Source organism: Scandinavium goeteborgense (assembly GCF_003935895.2).
Lineage (GTDB): Bacteria > Pseudomonadota > Gammaproteobacteria > Enterobacterales > Enterobacteriaceae > Scandinavium > Scandinavium goeteborgense.
Map to the genome: position 1 here is coordinate 1,445,599 of NZ_CP054058.1, position 17,829 is coordinate 1,463,427.

The following is a 17,829-nucleotide window of genomic DNA, read 5'->3' on the forward strand; positions in this document are numbered from 1 at the left end:
CGCATACTGTTCGCACCCTTATCAGGCTTATGGCAAACTGCTGTTTTTTGGCAGGCTTTTGCCGAGATACCCGGTCTGAAGAGAGAGAATATAAGATGAAATGGCTTTGTTCTGTTGGCGTTGCCGTTAGCCTTGCGCTACAACCCGCGATGGCCGACGAAATGTTCGGCAACCACCCGCTGACGCCAGAGGCGCGCGATGCGTTTGTCACCGCTCTGCTCAAGAAAATGACCGTCGATGAAAAAATCGGTCAGCTGCGTCTGATTAGTGTCGGCCCGGACAACCCGAAAGAAGCCATCCGCGAGATGATCAAAGACGGCCAGGTAGGCGCGATTTTTAACACCGTGACGCGCAAAGACATTCGCGCCATGCAGGATCAGGTGATGCAACTCAGCCGCCTGAAAATTCCTCTCTTCTTCGCCTACGACGTGGTTCACGGTCAGCGTACCGTCTTCCCGATTAGCCTCGGCCTTGCCTCTTCCTTTAATCTCGACGCGGTGCGTACCGTGGGCCGCATTTCCGCCTACGAAGCCGCCGACGATGGCCTGAACATGACCTGGGCGCCAATGGTCGACGTGTCACGCGATCCGCGCTGGGGACGTGCCTCTGAAGGTTTCGGCGAAGACACCTATTTAACCTCGATGATGGGTAAAACCATGGTCGAAGCGATGCAGGGCAAAAGTCCGGCGGAGCGTTACTCGGTGATGACCAGCGTCAAACACTACGCGGCGTACGGCGCAGTGGAAGGCGGGAAAGAGTACAACACCGTGGACATGAGTCCGCAGCGTCTGTTCAACGATTACATGCCGCCGTACAAAGCGGGGCTGGATGCGGGCAGCGGCGGCGTGATGGTGGCGCTGAACTCCCTGAATGGCACCCCGGCGACCTCCGATTCCTGGTTACTGAAAGACGTTCTGCGTAAAGAGTGGGGCTTCAAAGGCATCACCATTTCCGATCACGGCGCGATTAAAGAGCTCATCAAGCACGGTGTGGCGTCGGATCCGTCAGACGCAGTCCGCGTGGCGCTGAAAGCCGGGATCGACATGAGCATGAGCGACGAGTACTACAGCAAATATCTGCCGGAGCTTATCAAGAGCGGCAAAGTGTCGATGGCTGAAGTTGACGATGCCACCCGCCACGTGCTGAACGTCAAATATGACATGGGTCTGTTTAACGATCCGTACAGCCACCTGGGGCCGAAAGATTCTGACCCGCAGGACACCAATGCTGAAAGCCGTCTGCACCGCAGCGATGCGCGTGAAGTGGCGCGTGAAAGCCTGGTGTTGCTGAAAAACCGTCTGAACACACTACCGCTGAAAAAATCCGGCACCATTGCCGTGGTCGGTCCGCTGGCCGACAGCAAGCGTGACGTGATGGGCAGCTGGTCCGCTGCGGGTGTGGCTGATCAGTCTGTGCCGGTTCTCGATGGGATCAAAACCGCCGTCGGCGATAACGCCAAAGTGATTTACGCCAAAGGCGCGAACATTACCAACGACAAAGACATCGTCAACTTCCTCAATCTGTACGAAGAAGCGGTGAAAGTGGATACCCGTTCACCACAGGCGATGATTGACGAAGCGGTTGCTGCCGCCAGGCAGTCTGACGTAGTGGTTGCGGTCGTCGGTGAAGCGCAGGGCATGGCCCACGAAGCGTCCAGCCGTACCGAAATCAGCATTCCGCAGAGTCAGAAAGATTTGATTGCCGCGTTGAAAGCCACCGGTAAACCGCTGGTGCTGGTGCTGATGAACGGCCGTCCGTTAACGCTGGTGCAGGAAGATCAGCAGGCTGACGCGATGCTGGAAACCTGGTTCGCCGGGACCGAAGGCGGCAACGCCATCGCCGACGTGCTGTTTGGCGACTACAACCCGTCGGGCAAACTGCCGATGTCCTTCCCGCGCTCGGTGGGCCAGATTCCGACCTACTACAGCCACCTGAACACTGGTCGCCCGTACAACGCCGACAAGCCGAACAAATACACCTCCCGTTACTTCGATCAAGCCAACGGTCCGCTGTATCCGTTCGGTTATGGTCTGAGCTACACCACCTTCAACGTGTCTGACGTGAAAATGTCTGCCGCGACCATGAAGGTCGACGGTAGCGTGACCGCCAGCGTTGACGTGACCAACACCGGCAAACGCGAAGGTGCGACGGTTATCCAGATGTACGTGCAGGATGTGACCGCGTCGATGAGCCGTCCGGTGAAACAGCTGCGCGGCTTTGAAAAGGTGACGCTGAAGCCGGGTGAAACCCAGACCGTCAGCTTCCCGATTGACGTCAAAGCGCTGAAGTTCTGGAACCAGCAAATGAAAAACGCCGCAGAGCCAGGTAAATTCAACGTCTTTATCGGCGTCGATTCTGCCCGCGTGAAGCAGGGCGAGTTCGAACTGCAGTAATAAAAAAATGCCCCTTTCCGCACGGGTCGGGAAGGGGCCAAGTCTCAGTTAACACTCTTCGTTATTGTTTTAATCCTTCTGCTTTCCCTCCTGGCAACACGCGATAACTGCGCGCATTGCCCGAGTCCGTAATCACGTCGTAACGCATTATTTCACCCGCAGCCAGCGGAGCGCTCAGCGGCACCTCCAGCCAGGATTTGGGCGCAACCATCAGGCCACCGAGCGCTTTCTGCTTGCCGGGATGAACGGTCAGGCTCATAAACCACGGCGTCGGGTTTTCAATCCGCAACGTTTGGCCCTCAACGCTAAAACGCAGCTGCTGTTCATCGCTGTCCGTTGGTGCGGTCAGCCCGTCCGGGCGGATAAACACTTTCAGGCGCAGTCGTAACGGCAAAACCACCTTGCGCGCCCCGTTTTGCGTCGCCTGGGTATTCGGCGGAATTTGATATACGTTGAGCCAGAACTGGCTTTCGCGGTCCGTCGCAAGCTGGCTGCGAGCGCTGAGCATCAGGCGTAAAGAGCGCAGCTCGCCCGGCAGCATGCGGAATACCGGCGGCACCACCACAATCGGCGTTTGGCTGGTATCCGGCGACGAATCCACGTCGCCGTTATCGGTCCACGCCTGGATAAGCATCGGCGTATCGCCGTCGTTCGACAGATTCAGCGACTGCACCTTATCGGAGGCCGCAAAGATAAGCCGCGTCCGGTCGATATTCACCGCCGCGCTGGTGGCACTGGCCCACAGCAGCAGGGCGGCGAGGGCGCTACTGGAAACTGACCACCACTTGCAACTGCGCATTCACGGTTCCTGCTGTGATTGTTTGTCCACTGAGAGCCTCAAGCGAGGCGGTAAAATCACCGCTGTAGGTATTGACCGTATCGGAGGAGACCAGCGAGGTCAGATCCTGATAGGCGTACCAGCCGCGCGCGTTGCCGGTACCGGTACTGGCGCGGTCCGGCAGCAGATTCAGTGCCGCGCCCGTGCGGTTATAAATACGAATGCCGACGCCGGAGGCCACGCCGCTGGCGCCGTATTGGTTGTCCAGCAGCCAGGTTAATCCGCCGCCGGAGGTGGTCAGCCCCAGCGTTTTTGCGGCAGACACCGCGGTCGGTTGATTGACCAGGAAGCCCATCGAGACGTTGGCGGCGCTGGACGTCGACGCGCTGGTACTGGATTTCGCGCCCGCCTCACACTGCAAGCTGACGCTGAACGGTGCCTGACTGCTGCCGCCGGACTGTAGCACCGCGCTGCTGACGGTCGGCAGCAACACCACCGCCGGATAATCTTTCACCTGGCACAGGGCACCGCGCACATAGGTGACATTGCCCCAGGTGCTCCAGGCCGCGGGCCAGTTGCCGTACCAGCCGTAGTAGTAGGAGAGGCTGTCCATCCCGTCTTTCAGGGAGTTGGTGTCCAGCCCCGGCCCTTTAAAGGCGATGTAGCCGCGCGGCTGGGTATAGGCGTCTTTGTACATGTTTGCGGCGCTGAGGTAATAGCTGGTGGAGTTGATTTTATACATCTCGTACAGCACGTTGCTGAACGCGCTGGCGGGAATATAGATGTAGGTTCCATCCTCAAACCAGCTGTCGGCGGTGAGCTGGCGCTGTTTCCAGTAACGGCTGTAATACTCGCCGCTGCTGAGATTGGTAATGCGCACCGCCACGTTTTTGGCGACGTCATAGTATGCGCCGTCCACTTCTGAGGAGGTGTACATCCCGGTATAGGCGTTGTCGCCGTTGGTGGCGTACATCTCAAACAAACTTCCCGCGTCCGCCAGCTGGCAGCGATAGAGAATTTGATTACTGGAATAGGCTTTATTGCTCGCGCTGGTGAGGAAACTTCCCACCGAACTGGCCAGCAGCGTGCCGGAGGGCTGGAAGTTGCTGCCGCTGTTAATGCTGATGGTGGCGGGCAGGCCAATGTTACCGGAACAGGTATCGCACGCCCCGGTCCAGCTGGCGGCGGTGTAACCCGCGGCAATCGCGGCTGCCGACAGCGACGAAGTGTTGGTGACCTTTATACAGTTGGCCAGCAGCGAGGTGCTGAAAAGCAGGCTCGCAACAAACAGAAGCGATCGGGCGTGAACGCGCATGCCGCTACTCCTTTTCACAGATTTTATTCAAATGGATTACCTCGTCCTGACTTTCCAGGTTGAGCTGATAACGCACGCGGCACGTCTGACTGGCTGCCGTGCCCCAACGCACCAGCAGTGAGCCGGAGGCGCTGGCGATACGGGCATAAATTTGCCCGCCCTGGCCAACCATCCCGATAACCGTGCCGTCGCCGTCGAGCACATCGGCCCCCATCGGCGGCACGCGACCGTCGGCGGATTTGAGGTTGATAAGCACCGCCTTGCCTTTCAGGGTGGCGAAATTAACGCGGGCAATGGCCCCGGCATACGGCACTACGCGCTGGCTGCCGCCGGTCAGTTCCGCATCGCGGGTCATGGTCCGGCTGTCGAGGCTGACGTTGTTGCTGCGATACGGGGAGAGCGACGGCATGATGGCGTAGCCAAAGCTGTCGACCACCGCGCCCTGACCGTTCTGCACCACCGCACCCTGTGCGCCCTCGGCGTGGATCAGCGCAAAGGTTTCGCTGGTGTAAGGCCCGACCGTCAGGCCGCCGGGGTGCAGCACAAGGGTGCCGGATGCGCCGAGCGCACTCTGACGGTAGTTTTCGCCCTGGTCATAGCTGGCGCGTACCGCGCCCATGCGGGTGTTTTCCTGCATGCTGCCGCCGAAGGTGCTGGCGCTGCCGTTGGCACCGTTCCGGTCGCGTTCATAGCCGCCGTACATCGACCACGAGAAATCGTTGTGTTCACCGGCAGAGCCGCTCATCGACAGCGTTGAAGACCGGCTTTCGCGCGACTGGTTGTAGTTCATCGCAATCGACGAACGGCTGTTGCCCCAGTCGAACGGGACCGAAACGTTAAAGGAGAACGTCGTCTCGGTGTATTTTTGGTGGCTGCTGCTGTCCTGCGGATCATCCACGCTGCTGTAAAAGCGGTTGTTGTCCCAGCTGGTGCGCTGGCGGGCCACGTTGACCCCGTAGCTGATGCTGTTCCACTGGTTGCTGTAGCCCATTTGCAGCTGGGTTATCCGCGATTGATTACCGTAGTAGTCGGCGCTGCTGGCGCTCAGGTTTAGCGTGCCGAAACTCGCCAGAGGCTGGCTGACGGTGGCCGACAGGCGGTTTCGCTGTTGCAAGGTATCGGAATAGTAATCGGTGCCGGTGGTCTGCTCGCGGCGCACGCCGAGCACATCCTGTAATTCGCGAAAGCCGCTGGTGGAATAGCGGTACGCTGCCAGCACCAGGTTGGTACCAGAGGTAAAGGTTTTGCTGTAGCTTAGCTCCGCGCGCCAGCCCTGCTGACGTTCGTCGTTCTGCACCCGGGCGTTGGACCAGGTGGCGTTCATGCCGAAGGCGCCAAAGCCGGTGGCCCACACGCCGCCCGCCAGCCACGCCTGATAATCTTCCGCGATCCGCGAGCCCAGATTAAGCGTGACGTTATTGTTCACCCCGCGCTGCAACGTGCCTTCGAAGAAATCGTTATTCACGCTGTAATACTGGCGCACGCGGCCGAGTGCCAGCGAGTAATGCCAGTTACCCGGGCGCACGGAATCCGGCACCGCGGAGTAGGGCACCGTGAAGGTGGAAATTTTACCGCTGGCTTCGACCACGTCGACGGTCAGATCGCCCTGATTGCGGGTGTTATACAGGTCGTCAATAACGAACGGGCCAGGCGGGACATGGGTTTCATAAATGACTTTGCCGAGCTGGCGGATAACCACATGGGCGCTGCTTGCCGCCACGCCGCGCACTTCGGGCGCGTAGCCGCGTTTGCCCTGCGGCCACATGCGTTCGTCGGTGGTCAGCTTCACACCATTAAACGACAGGCTGCCGAACAGGCTGGAATCGGTGTAGCTGTCGCCGAGGGTCATCACACTGTTGAGCGATTCTATCGGGCGCTGAACCCAGGTGCGCACGCTGTTATAGCGGTAGGCGCTGCCATTCTGGCTGCTGTCGACGTAGCGCAGGTTGCCCTGATGGCGTAGCTGCCACAGGCCGAGGTTGGTGCCGGCGTTGATGCCGCTCCAGAGATACTGATAGCGAAAGTGACTGTCGCTGTTTTCGGTCACCGTGTAGCTGGTGTTATGGCGTACAAACAGCGCCAGCGCGCCGCTGTCCCATTCGGATGCGGGAATATACCCGCGCGGCGTGCGTGCCAGCGCATCCATCGGAATCGCCAACTGCAAGCGCAGCGTTGAAGATTCGAATTCCCAGCTCGCGCCGGGCGCCCAGGCCGCCAGTGAGCGGCACTGGTCGTCATTTTGCCCGGCATCAACCGCTTTGAGCTGCACGGCTTTCATTACCGACGGCGTCAGGCACGGCTCCGGCTCGCCGCCGTTCGCCGGTGGGCGGAAGGTGACTTTTACCCCGGTTTTCACCTGGGTGCCATTGACCCAAACGTCCACCAGATAGCTGCCTGCGGCGGTGTGTTGCTGGTTGAACTGGCCAATGTTCTGCCCGTAGGCGGAACCCTGAAACAGCGCCGGGTCGAAGTAATATTCCTCTCCCCACGCGGCGTGCGCCGTGATCAGGCCGATCAGCGCCGTCAGGCTCTTGAGCTGAAAATTAGCGCCAGATAACGTCATAATGTTCACTCATCCTTGCGCCCTGATCGTTGACCAGAGTGACGTTAACGCTGCCTTTTCCTTGGGGTGCCTTGGCTTTGCCCGATAACCAGAAGGTGCGACTGGCGAACGGGGCCACCATATCGGCAGTCATGGCGTAGTGGATGCCGTTCACGCGGGCGCTCAGGTTGCTAACGGACGCAAACCACGGATTGGGGTTGGTGATTTCCACGCCTGCGCCTTTTTTCGCATCAGACACCGCTTTTAACTGGAGCTTTTTGACCAGTTCGCCGGGTTGGCCCAGGGACGCCGGACGGTAAAACAGCTTGATGCGCGTGCGCATCACCACCAGCATCTTGTTTTGCTTTTGTTCCCCGCCAACATTAGCGGGCGGGAGCTGCAAGGCGTTAAACCAGTACACCGATTCCCGGTCGTGAGGCAGCGATTTGGTTTTGCTGTACACAATGCGCACTATTTGGCCCGCTTTAGGCTGAATGCGGAATATCGGCGGCGTGGCGATAAACGGCACGGCGCTGCTGTCCTGCGGGCTGGCGTTGACGTCCCCGTCATCGAACCAGGTCTGAACGACGTAGGGGAAGCTGTCGCTGTTTTTAAGCTGTACGTCCACCGACGAGGCCGCAGAGCCGAAGATAATGCGGCTGCCCATAATGGTCACGCTGGCGTGACTGACCGCGGCGGTGGCGCAAAACAGTGCCGCACCCAGCAAGACCAGCATTCCGTGGCGAAGCGGTTCCTTCATCATCACAACAACTCCATGAGGATAGGGGTCTCCGGGCGCTGTGCCGCCCCCGGAGACAAAAGCAAACTTACTGGTAGGAAACGGCGTACTGCAGGGTGGCTTCCACGGTACCGGCGGTGGCTTTACCCGCGGCGTAGTACTGCGCGGTATAAGAGGCGCTGGCGTCGCTTGCGCCCGCGGCCAGTTTCAGGTCGCCGTCGCCGGTGAAGCCGTCGGTCAGGTTGATTTCGAGGCCGGTGGTGTCGAGGAGCTGAACTTCCACGTTGCCGGCGGTGCCGGTGTTGCCGAGGTTGCCGTTGGTGGTGACCTGGTTGCCAACAAACACGGTGGATATTTTGGTTTCGTTAGCCGCGTCGCCGGTGCAGCCGGTCAGGCCGATATCAAAGGTGACGGGACCGGCGGTGTCGCCACTGGCGGCCAAATCGGTGCTGCTGACGGTTGGCAGCAGAACCACTGGCGTGGTCTGATTGCCATTGATGGCAATGGAGCAGGTTTCGTCGGTCACTTCGCCCTGGAAGCTGATGGTGTTATTAGAAACGGCCATGGCGTTGGCGGAAACCAGCAGGGCGCCAGTCAGAATTGTGAGATAACTTTTTTTCAACATGATGCGTTTTCCTGTATGTCCTATTGAGACAATGAATTGATGACTCATGGCTACCTTGCCCGGCCCTGACACGGTATTCCGCTCGTAAAGCCGTCCGGTATCATGTAAGAAAAATCCTAAGCCATTTGCTTTGGGGAGTAATCATTAACTATTAACGGGTCATGATTAAGTTTTTAATTCCAGTAAAGACGGATATTCCTTTCATTTAAGGATGATAATTCCGTCGTTTCGTACGAAGATGTAAACAAAATGTAGCCGTGTAAAGCGTAATCCTTAGCTTTTGAGTGGGTATGGGGAGGGGATTTGCCAGATGAGATCAAGGTGAGTTGTCATGGCAGCACGGCCAAAATTGATGCATCGCAATATCGAAGGGGGGTCAGACGTAAAAAAGCCCGATGCAGGCATCGGGCTGTGGGGCATTTTCAGAAGTCTCAGGTGCTGGAATGAGGCGGTTCGGTCAGACTCCAGCAGACTTCCGCTTTGCTTTCCCGAAGGTTGGCGCAGCGCATAAAGTAGAGGCGAGACAGTTCCTGGCTCCAGGTTTTATACGATCGACTCTTGATCACCAGCAGGTACTGATCGCTGTTGCACTGCGGGTTCAGGTCCTGTGCATATCGCATCAGCCCGCTTTTGAAGGTGACGGCGTCCCCGCTATGCAGCAATTGTTCTGAAACCATCACGCTGCAGGTTCCGGCTTTGCCCATAAACACTTCCTTTCTGTCCGGCGGCCGGTTGTTGTACCAGAACCAGGCAGAGGCCATCAGCGTGGTAATGGCGATCACCATCGACAACCAGTTCATCACATTCGCCGTGCGCAATGATGAGGTCGCTGTCTGCTCCGTTTTCACCGAAGCGGAGGATTCAGGCGTAGAAATATCTCTTATTCTCGGCTCATCTTGCATAACATCAGGCGGCTCGGGTAACGCTTCTATTTGTATTTCTTCCTGAAACATAAAGCCCATTTTCGGGACGGTGGTGATGACTTCATCTTCCAGGCCTAAAATACGTAGAATTCGTCTTAATTTACTAATGCAATGATTGAGATTGTTATTGCTGGATACCATCCCAAAGTCATCCCAGACTTTTTTAAATATAACCTCACGATTGACCACCTCGCCCTGATGGTTCAGGAGCAGCAGTAATAAGCGTTTTGTGGGGTTTGAGATTTGAACCGGATCGTCCTGTTCATCATGAACAGCCAGCGATCCGGTATCAGAATCGAATATAACGTGTTTATTAAAAAGGAATTTCATCTCACGGATCCATCTGGTGAATGCAATAGGCAAGCCTGGGAAAACTATTCCCCGACGTGCGTATTACTCCTTTCTGGTTAGAATCAACTTTAAGAAGATGTAATGATAATATTAATCACTTAGGATGATTCTTAACATCTTAATTTGCAAGGGGGTTGGAAGTTAGCGTTTTATATCATTTATTAAGCGTTTTGTGGTTAATTTTACGTAACCATTCGAAGACTTAATGTTTTTCTATGAATGTAAAGAAAACAATTAATAAATTGCCAAAGCGATAGGGGCGTTATGCGTTTTTTGAGACGGCTTAGCATCATCTCAGGAAATGACTTATTTTCATGATAAATCGTTGATTCAGGTCTACGCTTTCTCTAACCTCCTGTAAACGCAGGCTTATGAGGAAACGAGAATGCACAATAAAACGAAGTGGATGACGGGCGTTTCGCTGTTGGCTGCGCTGAGCTTGCCGCTGCATGCGGCTGAACCGGTAAAGGTTGGTTCTAAGATTGATACCGAAGGGGCGCTGCTCGGCAACATCATCTTGCAGGTACTGGACAACCACGGCGTGAAAACCGTGAACAAAGTGCAGTTGGGCACCACGCCGGTTGTACGCGGGGCGATTACCTCCGGCGAGCTGGATATCTACCCGGAATACACCGGTAACGGGGCATTCTTCTTTAAGGATGATAACGACCCTGCGTGGAAGAACGCGCAGCAGGGCTACGAGAAAGTGAAAAAACTCGATGCCGAGCAGAACAAACTGATCTGGCTGACGCCGTCCCCGGCGAATAATACCTGGACCATCGCGGTGCGCCAGGATATGGCAGAGAAGAACAAACTCACCTCGCTGGCGGATTTGAGCGCGTACCTGAAAAAGGGCGGCACCTTCAAACTGGCGGCGTCGGCAGAATTTATTGAGCGTCCGGACGCGCTGCCCGCTTTCGAAAAAGCCTACGACTTCAAACTCGACCAGGGTCAGCTATTATCACTGGCGGGCGGTGACACTGCGGTGACCATCAAAGCGGCGGCGCAGCAAACCTCCGGCGTGAACGCGGCGATGGCTTACGGTACCGATGGTCCGGTGGCGGCTTTGGGCCTGCAAACGCTGACCGATCCGAAAGGCGTTCAGCCAATCTATGCCCCAACCCCGGTGATCCGCGAGGCGGTGCTGAAAGCCTATCCGCAAATCCCGGAATGGCTGAAGCCAGTGTTTGAAAAACTGGACGCGAAAACGCTGCAAAAACTGAATGCCAGCATCGCGGTGGAAGGGCTGGATGCGAAGAAAGTGGCCGCTGACTGGCTGAAACAACAGGGACTGGTGAAGTAAGTACGTGCGAATATCCTGTCATAACCGGGTTCTGCTGCTGCTGGTGCTGATTGCACTGGCAGCCGCAGCGTTACCCTTCGTGAATTATGCGCCTAACCGGCTGGTCTCTGGCGAAAGCCGCCAGCTGTGGCAAATCTGGACTTTCCCGCCTGCGCTGTTGCTTATCGTGCCGCTGGTCTTCGTGGGCTTGAGCCTGCTGCGAGGCCGGGGGGCGTTGGCGTTGACGCTGGTTCTGGCGCAGGTCCTGTTTATTCTTCTGCTGTGGAGCGGCGGTAAAGCGGCGACGACGCTGGCACAAAGCGGCAGCCCGCTGGCGCGCACCTCGCCGGGCAGTGGCCTGTGGCTTTGGCTGGCGGTGGCGCTGTTGATTTGCAGCGAGGCAATTCGGCGGCTCACCCAGAAATCGCTCTGGCGCTGGCTGCTGAATGCACAAATCTGGATTATCCCGGTGGCGCTGCTGTTGTCCGGTGAACTCGATTCACTGTCGCTGATGAAAGAGTATTTCAACCGTCAGGACGTGTTCGACAGCGCGTTGCAGCAACACCTGATTTTGCTGTTCGGCACGCTGCTGCCGGGCCTGCTGATTGGCGTCCCGCTCGGGCTGTGGTGCTGGCGTCATCAGGGGCGGCAGACCCGCGTTTTCACCGTCCTCAATATTATTCAAACGATCCCCTCTGTGGCTCTGTTCGGCCTGCTGATTGCGCCGCTCGCCGGGCTGGTGAAACATTTCCCGTGGCTGTCGGCCTGGGGCATTGGCGGTACTGGCCTGACGCCCGCGCTGATTGCGCTGGTGCTGTACGCTCTGCTGCCGCTGGTGCGAGGCGTGGTCACCGGTATGCAGCAGGTGGCCGCTGATGTGCTTGAAAGCGCGTCGGCAATGGGCATGAGCCAGACCCAGCGCTTCTGGAAAGTCCAGCTCCCGCTGGCGCTGCCGGTGCTGTTGCGCAGCCTGCGGGTGGTCACCGTGCAAACGGTCGGTATGGCGGTGGTGGCGGCGCTGATCGGCGCGGGCGGTTTTGGTGCATTGGTATTTCAGGGCTTGTTGAGCAGTGCGCTCGACCTGGTGTTGCTTGGCGTTATTCCGGTGATTGCGATGGCGGTGGTAGTGGATGCGCTGTTCAGCCTGTGGATAGCCTTACTGGGAGGAGAAGCCCATGATTGAATTTCAGCAGGTAAGCAAAATCTTTGACGGCAAAGCGGCGGTGAAAAACCTCGATCTGAATCTGAAAGAGGGTGCTTTTTCGGTGCTTATCGGGACCTCGGGGTCCGGAAAATCCACCACGTTGAAGATGATTAATCGCCTGGAGGAGCATGACAGCGGCACCATTCGCTTCGCCGGGGAAGATATTCGCCAGCAGCCGGTGCTGGCGCTGCGCCGCAGGATGGGATACGCCATTCAGTCGATTGGCCTGTTTCCTCACTGGACGGTGGCGCAAAACATTGCCACCGTGCCGCAGTTGCAGAAATGGACGCGGGGACGCATCAATGAGCGCGTTGACGAACTGATGGCGCTGCTGGGGCTGGATGCCTCTTTGCGCGATCGCCTGCCGCATCAGCTTTCCGGTGGTCAGCAGCAGCGCGTCGGCGTGGCCCGCGCGCTGGCGGCCAATCCTGAAGTATTACTGATGGATGAACCCTTTGGCGCTCTCGACCCGGTGACGCGCGGGGCGCTACAGCAGGAGATGCGCCGCATTCATCAGCTGCTAGGACGTACCATCGTGCTGGTGACGCACGATATCGACGAAGCGCTGCGTCTGGCCGATCATCTGGTGCTGATGGATAACGGCGAAGTGGTTCAGCAGGGCACGCCGTTGTCGATGCTGACCGCGCCGGAAAACGATTTTGTGCGTGAATTTTTTGGCCGCAGCGAGCTGGGCGTGCGGCTGCTGTCGTTGCGTGGCGTCGGGGACTATGTCCGCCACGAAGAGCACATTTCAGGTGAGCCGCTGCGGGCGTCAATGTCGCTGCGTGAGGCGCTGTCATTGTTTGTGGCGCGCCGCAGCGAAGTGCTGCCGGTGGTGAACGATGACGGTACGCCGTGCGGATCGCTGCATTTTGCCGATCTGCTGCGTGGGGAGGACTCCCGTGAAGGTCGTGCGTGATCCGCTTGTCTGGCTGTTGTTGCTGTTTATCGCGCTGCTGGCGCTGATGCCCTACAGCGGGCCGCTGTTCAGCGCAATGTTCCCTGAGCTGCCGCGGCCGGTCTATCAGCAGCAAAGTTTCTGGTCGCTGACGCTGGCGCATTTCTCGCTGGTGGGCGTGTCGAGCCTGGTAGCAACGGTGGTTGGCGTGGGGGCCGGGATTGCGGTGACGCGCCCGGCGGGCCGTGAATTTCGCTCGCTGGTGGAAACCATTGCCGCGATGGGGCAGACGTTTCCACCGGTGGCGGTGCTGGCGATTGCAGTCCCGGTGATGGGCTTTGGCCGTGAACCGGCGATTATTGCGCTGATCCTGTACGGCATCTTGCCTGTTTTACAAGGCACGCTGGCCGGGCTGGCATCGGTGCCATCGAGCGTATTGAGCGTGGCGCAGGGGATGGGGATGAATGGCTGGCAGCGGCTGCTGAAAGTGGAACTGCCGCTGGCCGCTCCGGTGATGATCGCCGGGATCCGCATTTCGGTCATTGTGAATATCGGCACCGCGACCATAGCGTCAACGGTGGGGGCCAACACCCTCGGGACGCCGATTATCATTGGCCTAAGCGGGTTTAATACGGCGTATGTGATTCAGGGAGCGGTGCTGGTCGCGCTGGCTGCAATCCTGGTTGACCGGGCGTTTGAGCGTCTGGCGAGGTTACTCAGCCGACACCACCGCGGACGATAAAGGAGTAGCCCGCAAGCATTACGCCGCCAACGCCGCCCACGGCCATTAGAACGAAGAGGGTGATCATAGCCAGTTTGGCAGGTTTCATCATGTGCTCCTTATGTTAACCCGCCGATTATATGATGAAGCACGCTTGTTAATGAACCCTTAATTTCCCAGTCGCAGCACGTTTAGCCCCTGATCGTGCCACTGCTGCAACTGTGTCTGTTGCCCCACGGTGGAGCTGTCACCGCACCACACCAGCAGGGTTTGACCGTCAAACAACTCCGGGCGCAGTTGCTGTAGCGAGTGCGCCAGCACGTCCACGCGCCAGCCTTGTTCGCAGGCGACCCAGCCTTCGAGCCACAGCCGGGTGGTGTCGGTAATGTTCCAGCCGACGACCAGCGCATCGCGGCCCTGGCGTTTTCGCGCCGAGGCCATGCACACTGAAATGTAGTTGATCAGCACCCCATCCAGCACGCTTAACAAGGTTTGCAGCGTCGGCTGGGAGCTTTGTAAGCGCAGTCTGAGCGGAATGAACAGATGGGAAACCAGCGTCTGGGCGGGATAATCGCGCCCGCGTTCTTTGATCCACAGTCGCAGCCGGTTGAGATTGCCGCCCTGCAAAAAGCGCAGCAGCGTTTCCTGATGCTCTCGCCAGCCGTTCTGCTGTTCGGCGGTGGCTTCAATAAGCAGCGTTTTGACTTTACTGACCTGCACGCCGGTTTCTATCCAGCGTTTGATTTCGCGAATTCTGTCGATGTCACCATCGTTAAACAGCCGATGGCCACCATCGGTTCGCTGGGGCTTTAACAGTCCGTAACGGCGCTGCCAGGCACGCAGCGTCACCGGATTAATATCACAAAGCAGAGCCACTTCACCTATCGTGTAAAGCGCCATCTCTCACCTCAGCTCGCGCATCCCCATCATAACTGTAGTCGGTGTTCGTCGAACCAGGAAAATTCGCTCGTTTTTTGTTCAGAAAAGCCGCGTCAGGTCAGCGAAAAGTGTGATCGGCGGCAGGAATTTCGCGTTTTGCCTGGGCGGTCAAGGAAACAGATAGTTACAACGTGTATGTTACGCGCTTTCAAAGTTTATGTGGTTTGCAGGTATGTACGAATTTAATCTGGTGTTGCTGCTGCTTCAGCAGATGTGCGTGTTTCTGGTTATCGCCTGGCTGATGAGCAAAACGCGCCTGTTCATTCCGTTAATGCAGGTCACTGTGCGTCTGCCTCACAAGCTGCTGTGCTACGTCACGTTCTCCATTTTTTGCATTCTTGGGACCTATTTCGGTCTGCACATCGAAGATTCGATAGCCAACACCCGTGCCATCGGCGCGGTGATGGGCGGCCTGCTTGGCGGCCCGGTGGTAGGCGGTCTGGTCGGGCTGACCGGCGGGCTGCACCGTTATTCGATGGGTGGAATGACCGCATTGAGCTGCATGGTGTCGACCTTTGTGGAAGGCCTGCTGGGCGGGCTGGTGCACAGCGTGCTGGTGCGACGTGGGCGCAGCGATAAGGTCTTTAATCCGTTGACCGCGGGCGTAGTCACCTTCGTCGCCGAAATGGTGCAGATGTTGATAATCCTGCTGATTGCCCGTCCGTTTAGCGACGCGCTGCATCTGGTGCAAAGCATTGCCGCGCCGATGATGGTCACCAATACCGTCGGCGCCGCGCTGTTCATGCGCATCCTGCTCGACAAACGGGCGATGTTTGAGAAATACACCTCAGCGTTTTCCACCACCGCGCTAAAAGTGGCGGCCTCGACCGAAGGGATCTTGCGGCAAGGCTTTAACGAGGAAAACAGCATGCGGGTGGCGCAGGTGCTGATTCAGGAGCTGGATATCGGCGCGGTGGCGATAACGGATCGTGAAAAGCTTCTGGCGTTCACTGGGATCGGCGACGATCACCACCTGCCCGGCAAACCGATTTCCTCGCGCTATACCCAGAAAGCCATCGACAGCGGGGAAGTGGTGTACGCCGACGGCAACGAAGTACCGTACCGCTGCTCGATTCACCCTAACTGCAAACTCGGCTCGACGCTGGTTATCCCACTGCGCGGCGAAAATCAGCGAGTAATTGGCACTATTAAACTGTATGAAGCCAAAAACCGTCTGTTCAGCTCCATCAACCGCACGTTGGGAGAGGGCATCGCCCAGCTGCTGTCGGCGCAGATCCTCGCCGGGCAATACGAGCGGCAAAAGGCGCTGCTGACCCAGTCAGAAATTAAGCTGCTGCACGCCCAGGTCAATCCGCATTTCCTGTTTAACGCCCTGAATACTTTGAAAGCGGTGATCCGCCGCGACAGCGAACAGGCCGGGCAGTTGGTGCAGTATTTGTCGACCTTCTTCCGCAAAAATCTCAAACGCCCGTCGGAAATTGTCACCCTGGCCGATGAAATTGAGCATGTGAATGCGTATCTGCAAATTGAGAAAGCGCGCTTCCAGGCGCGGTTGCAGGTGCATCTCAACGTGCCGCCTGCGCTGGCCCATCACCAGCTACCGGCGTTTACCCTGCAACCAATAGTGGAAAATGCGATTAAACACGGCACCTCGCAGCATCTGGGGATCGGCGAAATCACGGTGCAGGCGAGCCTGCATCAGCGCTGGCTGCAACTGGATATTGAAGATAACGCCGGGCTGTATCAGCCTGACGCTCAGGCAAACGGCCTGGGCATGACGCTGGTGGATAAACGGCTGCGCGCGCGCTTCGGCGACGAATGCGGAATAACCGTCACCTGCGAGCCGGACATTTTTACCCGTATTACCCTGCGACTGCCTGTGGAGGAAAATGCATGCTGAAGGTGTTAATTGTCGATGATGAGCCGCTGGCGCGGGAAAATCTGCGCTTTTTGCTGGAGAAGCAGGCCGATATTGAAATCGTAGGTGAATGCGACAACGCGGTAGAAGGCATTGGCGCGGTGCATCATTTGCGGCCCGATGTGGTGTTTCTCGATATTCAGATGCCGCGTATCAGCGGGCTGGAAATGATCGGCATGCTCGACCCGGAGCACCGTCCGTGGGTGGTGTTTCTCACCGCCTTTGACGAATACGCGGTGAAGGCGTTTGAAGAACACGCTTTTGATTATCTGCTCAAGCCTATCGAAGAGAAGCGGCTGGATAAAACCCTCGGTCGTTTGCGGCAGGAGCGCTGCCAGCAGGATATCTCGGTGTTCGGCGAAAGCCAGCAGGCGCTGAAATTCATCCCCTGCACCGGGCATAGCCGGATTTGGCTGTTACAGATGGAAGATGTGGCGTTTGTCAGCAGCCGCATGAGCGGCGTGTATGTCACCGACGGCGCGGGTAAAGAAGGTTACACCGAGCTGACGCTGCGCACCCTGGAAAGCCGCACGCCACTGCTGCGCTGTCATCGTCAGCATCTGGTGAATATGTCGCACCTGAAAGAGATTCGCCTGGAAGAGAACGGTCAGGCAGAGTTATTGCTGCGTGCCGGACAAACCGTGCCGGTGAGTCGTCGCTATCTTAAGAGTCTGAAAGAGGCGTTAGGGCTGTAAAACTGGTACACTTCGCCTTTGTCCAAATACAAGTTTAAGACGCTATGATCAGTAACGATATCATCCGTAGCCTGCGCTACATCCTGAAAACCAATAATGCCGGTCTGGTTCGCCTGTGGGCGCTGGCGGAAGCCGTTGCCACGCCAGAGATGATCGATGCCTGGGTGCGTAAAGAAGATGACGCCGGTTTTCAGCGCTGCCCGGACATTATGCTGTCGCTGTTGCTCAACGGACTTATCTACGACAAGCGCGGGAAAGATGAATCTGCCCCGGCGCTGGTGACAGAACGCCGCATGACCAATAACCTGGTGCTGAAAAAGCTGCGTATCGCGTTCTCACTCAAAACCGATGATATTCTGGCTATTCTGACCGAGCAGCAGTTCCGCGTTTCGATGCCGGAAATTACCGCCATGATGCGCGCGCCGGATCATAAAAATTACCGCGAATGCGGCGATCAGTTCTTGCGCTATTTCCTGCGAGGGTTGACGGCTCGTTTTAATCCGAAGCCTGAAAAGAAAGCCTAAACGACGCATAAAAAAAAGGCC

At 57.4% G+C, this 17,829-nt stretch carries 16 protein-coding genes; 8 read left to right on the forward strand and 8 right to left on the reverse strand.

Going from position 1 to position 17,829, the window contains the following annotated elements:
• The first annotated feature begins 95 nt into the window (after positions 1-95).
• Complete coding sequence (gene bglX / locus A8O29_RS07635; RefSeq protein ID WP_125354311.1) at positions 96-2,393, forward strand: beta-glucosidase BglX; 2,298 nt, start codon at positions 96-98, stop codon at positions 2,391-2,393.
• Between the two features lie 61 nt (positions 2,394-2,454).
• Here bglX and A8O29_RS07640 read toward each other — a convergent pair whose 3' ends face one another.
• The 6 genes from A8O29_RS07640 to A8O29_RS07665 form a co-directional block, all read right to left on the reverse strand.
• Positions 2,455-3,192: a fimbrial assembly chaperone gene (locus A8O29_RS07640; protein ID WP_125354310.1), complete on the reverse strand. Its 738-nt coding sequence runs from the start codon at positions 3,190-3,192 to the stop codon at positions 2,455-2,457.
• On the reverse strand, positions 3,158-4,486 hold the full coding sequence (stbD, locus tag A8O29_RS07645) for a fimbrial usher protein StbD (protein ID WP_125354309.1): 1,329 nt from the start codon (positions 4,484-4,486) through the stop codon (positions 3,158-3,160). The genes A8O29_RS07640 and stbD overlap by 35 nt, the downstream gene beginning before the upstream one ends.
• 4 nt (positions 4,487-4,490) lie before the next feature.
• A complete protein-coding gene (locus A8O29_RS07650; RefSeq protein ID WP_125354308.1) occupies positions 4,491-7,049 on the reverse strand; it encodes a fimbrial outer membrane usher protein in 2,559 nt (852 codons plus the stop codon).
• A complete protein-coding gene (locus A8O29_RS07655; RefSeq protein WP_420854017.1) occupies positions 7,030-7,788 on the reverse strand; it encodes a fimbria/pilus periplasmic chaperone in 759 nt (252 codons plus the stop codon). The genes A8O29_RS07650 and A8O29_RS07655 overlap by 20 nt, the downstream gene beginning before the upstream one ends.
• Before the next feature lie 67 nt (positions 7,789-7,855).
• Entirely contained in the window at positions 7,856-8,392 is a 537-nt protein-coding gene (locus A8O29_RS07660; RefSeq protein WP_125354306.1) for a fimbrial protein, read from the reverse strand.
• Between the two features lie 431 nt (positions 8,393-8,823).
• Positions 8,824-9,678, reverse strand: a complete 855-nt coding sequence (locus A8O29_RS07665) for a winged helix-turn-helix domain-containing protein (RefSeq protein ID WP_125354305.1) — start codon at positions 9,676-9,678, stop codon at positions 8,824-8,826.
• 373 nt (positions 9,679-10,051) lie between these two features.
• Here A8O29_RS07665 and osmF point away from each other — a divergent pair, with 373 nt between their 5' ends.
• Genes osmF through A8O29_RS07685 form a run of 4 tightly spaced genes read left to right on the forward strand, consistent with a single transcriptional unit; the run spans position 10,052 to position 13,792 of the window.
• A complete protein-coding gene (gene osmF / locus A8O29_RS07670; protein ID WP_125354304.1) occupies positions 10,052-10,969 on the forward strand; it encodes a glycine betaine ABC transporter substrate-binding protein OsmF in 918 nt (305 codons plus the stop codon).
• Positions 10,970-10,973: 4 nt separating this feature from the next.
• Positions 10,974-12,131, forward strand: coding sequence for an ABC transporter permease (locus A8O29_RS07675; protein WP_125354303.1), 1,158 nt, complete (start codon positions 10,974-10,976; stop codon positions 12,129-12,131).
• Positions 12,124-13,071, forward strand: a complete 948-nt coding sequence (locus A8O29_RS07680) for an ABC transporter ATP-binding protein (protein ID WP_125354302.1) — start codon at positions 12,124-12,126, stop codon at positions 13,069-13,071. Before A8O29_RS07675 ends, A8O29_RS07680 begins: the two co-directional genes overlap by 8 nt.
• Positions 13,055-13,792 carry an ABC transporter permease gene (locus A8O29_RS07685; RefSeq protein ID WP_133460339.1) on the forward strand — a complete coding sequence of 246 codons (738 nt, stop codon included), beginning with the start codon at positions 13,055-13,057 and terminating at the stop codon, positions 13,790-13,792. The genes A8O29_RS07680 and A8O29_RS07685 overlap by 17 nt, the downstream gene beginning before the upstream one ends.
• Here A8O29_RS07685 and A8O29_RS07690 read toward each other — a convergent pair.
• Together A8O29_RS07690 and mlrA are read right to left on the reverse strand one after the other, a co-directional pair.
• On the reverse strand, positions 13,767-13,880 hold the full coding sequence (locus tag A8O29_RS07690) for a protein YohO (RefSeq protein WP_110509471.1): 114 nt from the start codon (positions 13,878-13,880) through the stop codon (positions 13,767-13,769). The two genes, A8O29_RS07685 and A8O29_RS07690, sit on opposite strands and share 26 nt — an antisense overlap.
• A 59-nt stretch (positions 13,881-13,939) precedes the next feature.
• Positions 13,940-14,671, reverse strand: coding sequence for an HTH-type transcriptional regulator MlrA (mlrA, locus tag A8O29_RS07695; RefSeq protein WP_125354301.1), 732 nt, complete (start codon positions 14,669-14,671; stop codon positions 13,940-13,942).
• A 211-nt stretch (positions 14,672-14,882) separates the two neighbouring features.
• On the opposite strand from mlrA, the gene A8O29_RS07700 reads away from it, so the two are divergent.
• The 3 genes from A8O29_RS07700 to A8O29_RS07710 are packed head-to-tail and all read left to right on the forward strand — an operon-like array spanning position 14,883 to position 17,808.
• Positions 14,883-16,571: a sensor histidine kinase gene (locus tag A8O29_RS07700; protein WP_125354300.1), complete on the forward strand. Its 1,689-nt coding sequence runs from the start codon at positions 14,883-14,885 to the stop codon at positions 16,569-16,571.
• Positions 16,565-17,284, forward strand: a complete 720-nt coding sequence (gene btsR / locus A8O29_RS07705; protein ID WP_125354299.1) for a two-component system response regulator BtsR — start codon at positions 16,565-16,567, stop codon at positions 17,282-17,284. Before A8O29_RS07700 ends, btsR begins: the two co-directional genes overlap by 7 nt.
• 44 nt (positions 17,285-17,328) lie before the next feature.
• Positions 17,329-17,808: a YehS family protein gene (locus A8O29_RS07710; RefSeq protein ID WP_110509475.1), complete on the forward strand. Its 480-nt coding sequence runs from the start codon at positions 17,329-17,331 to the stop codon at positions 17,806-17,808.
• The last annotated feature ends 21 nt before the right edge of the window (positions 17,809-17,829 follow it).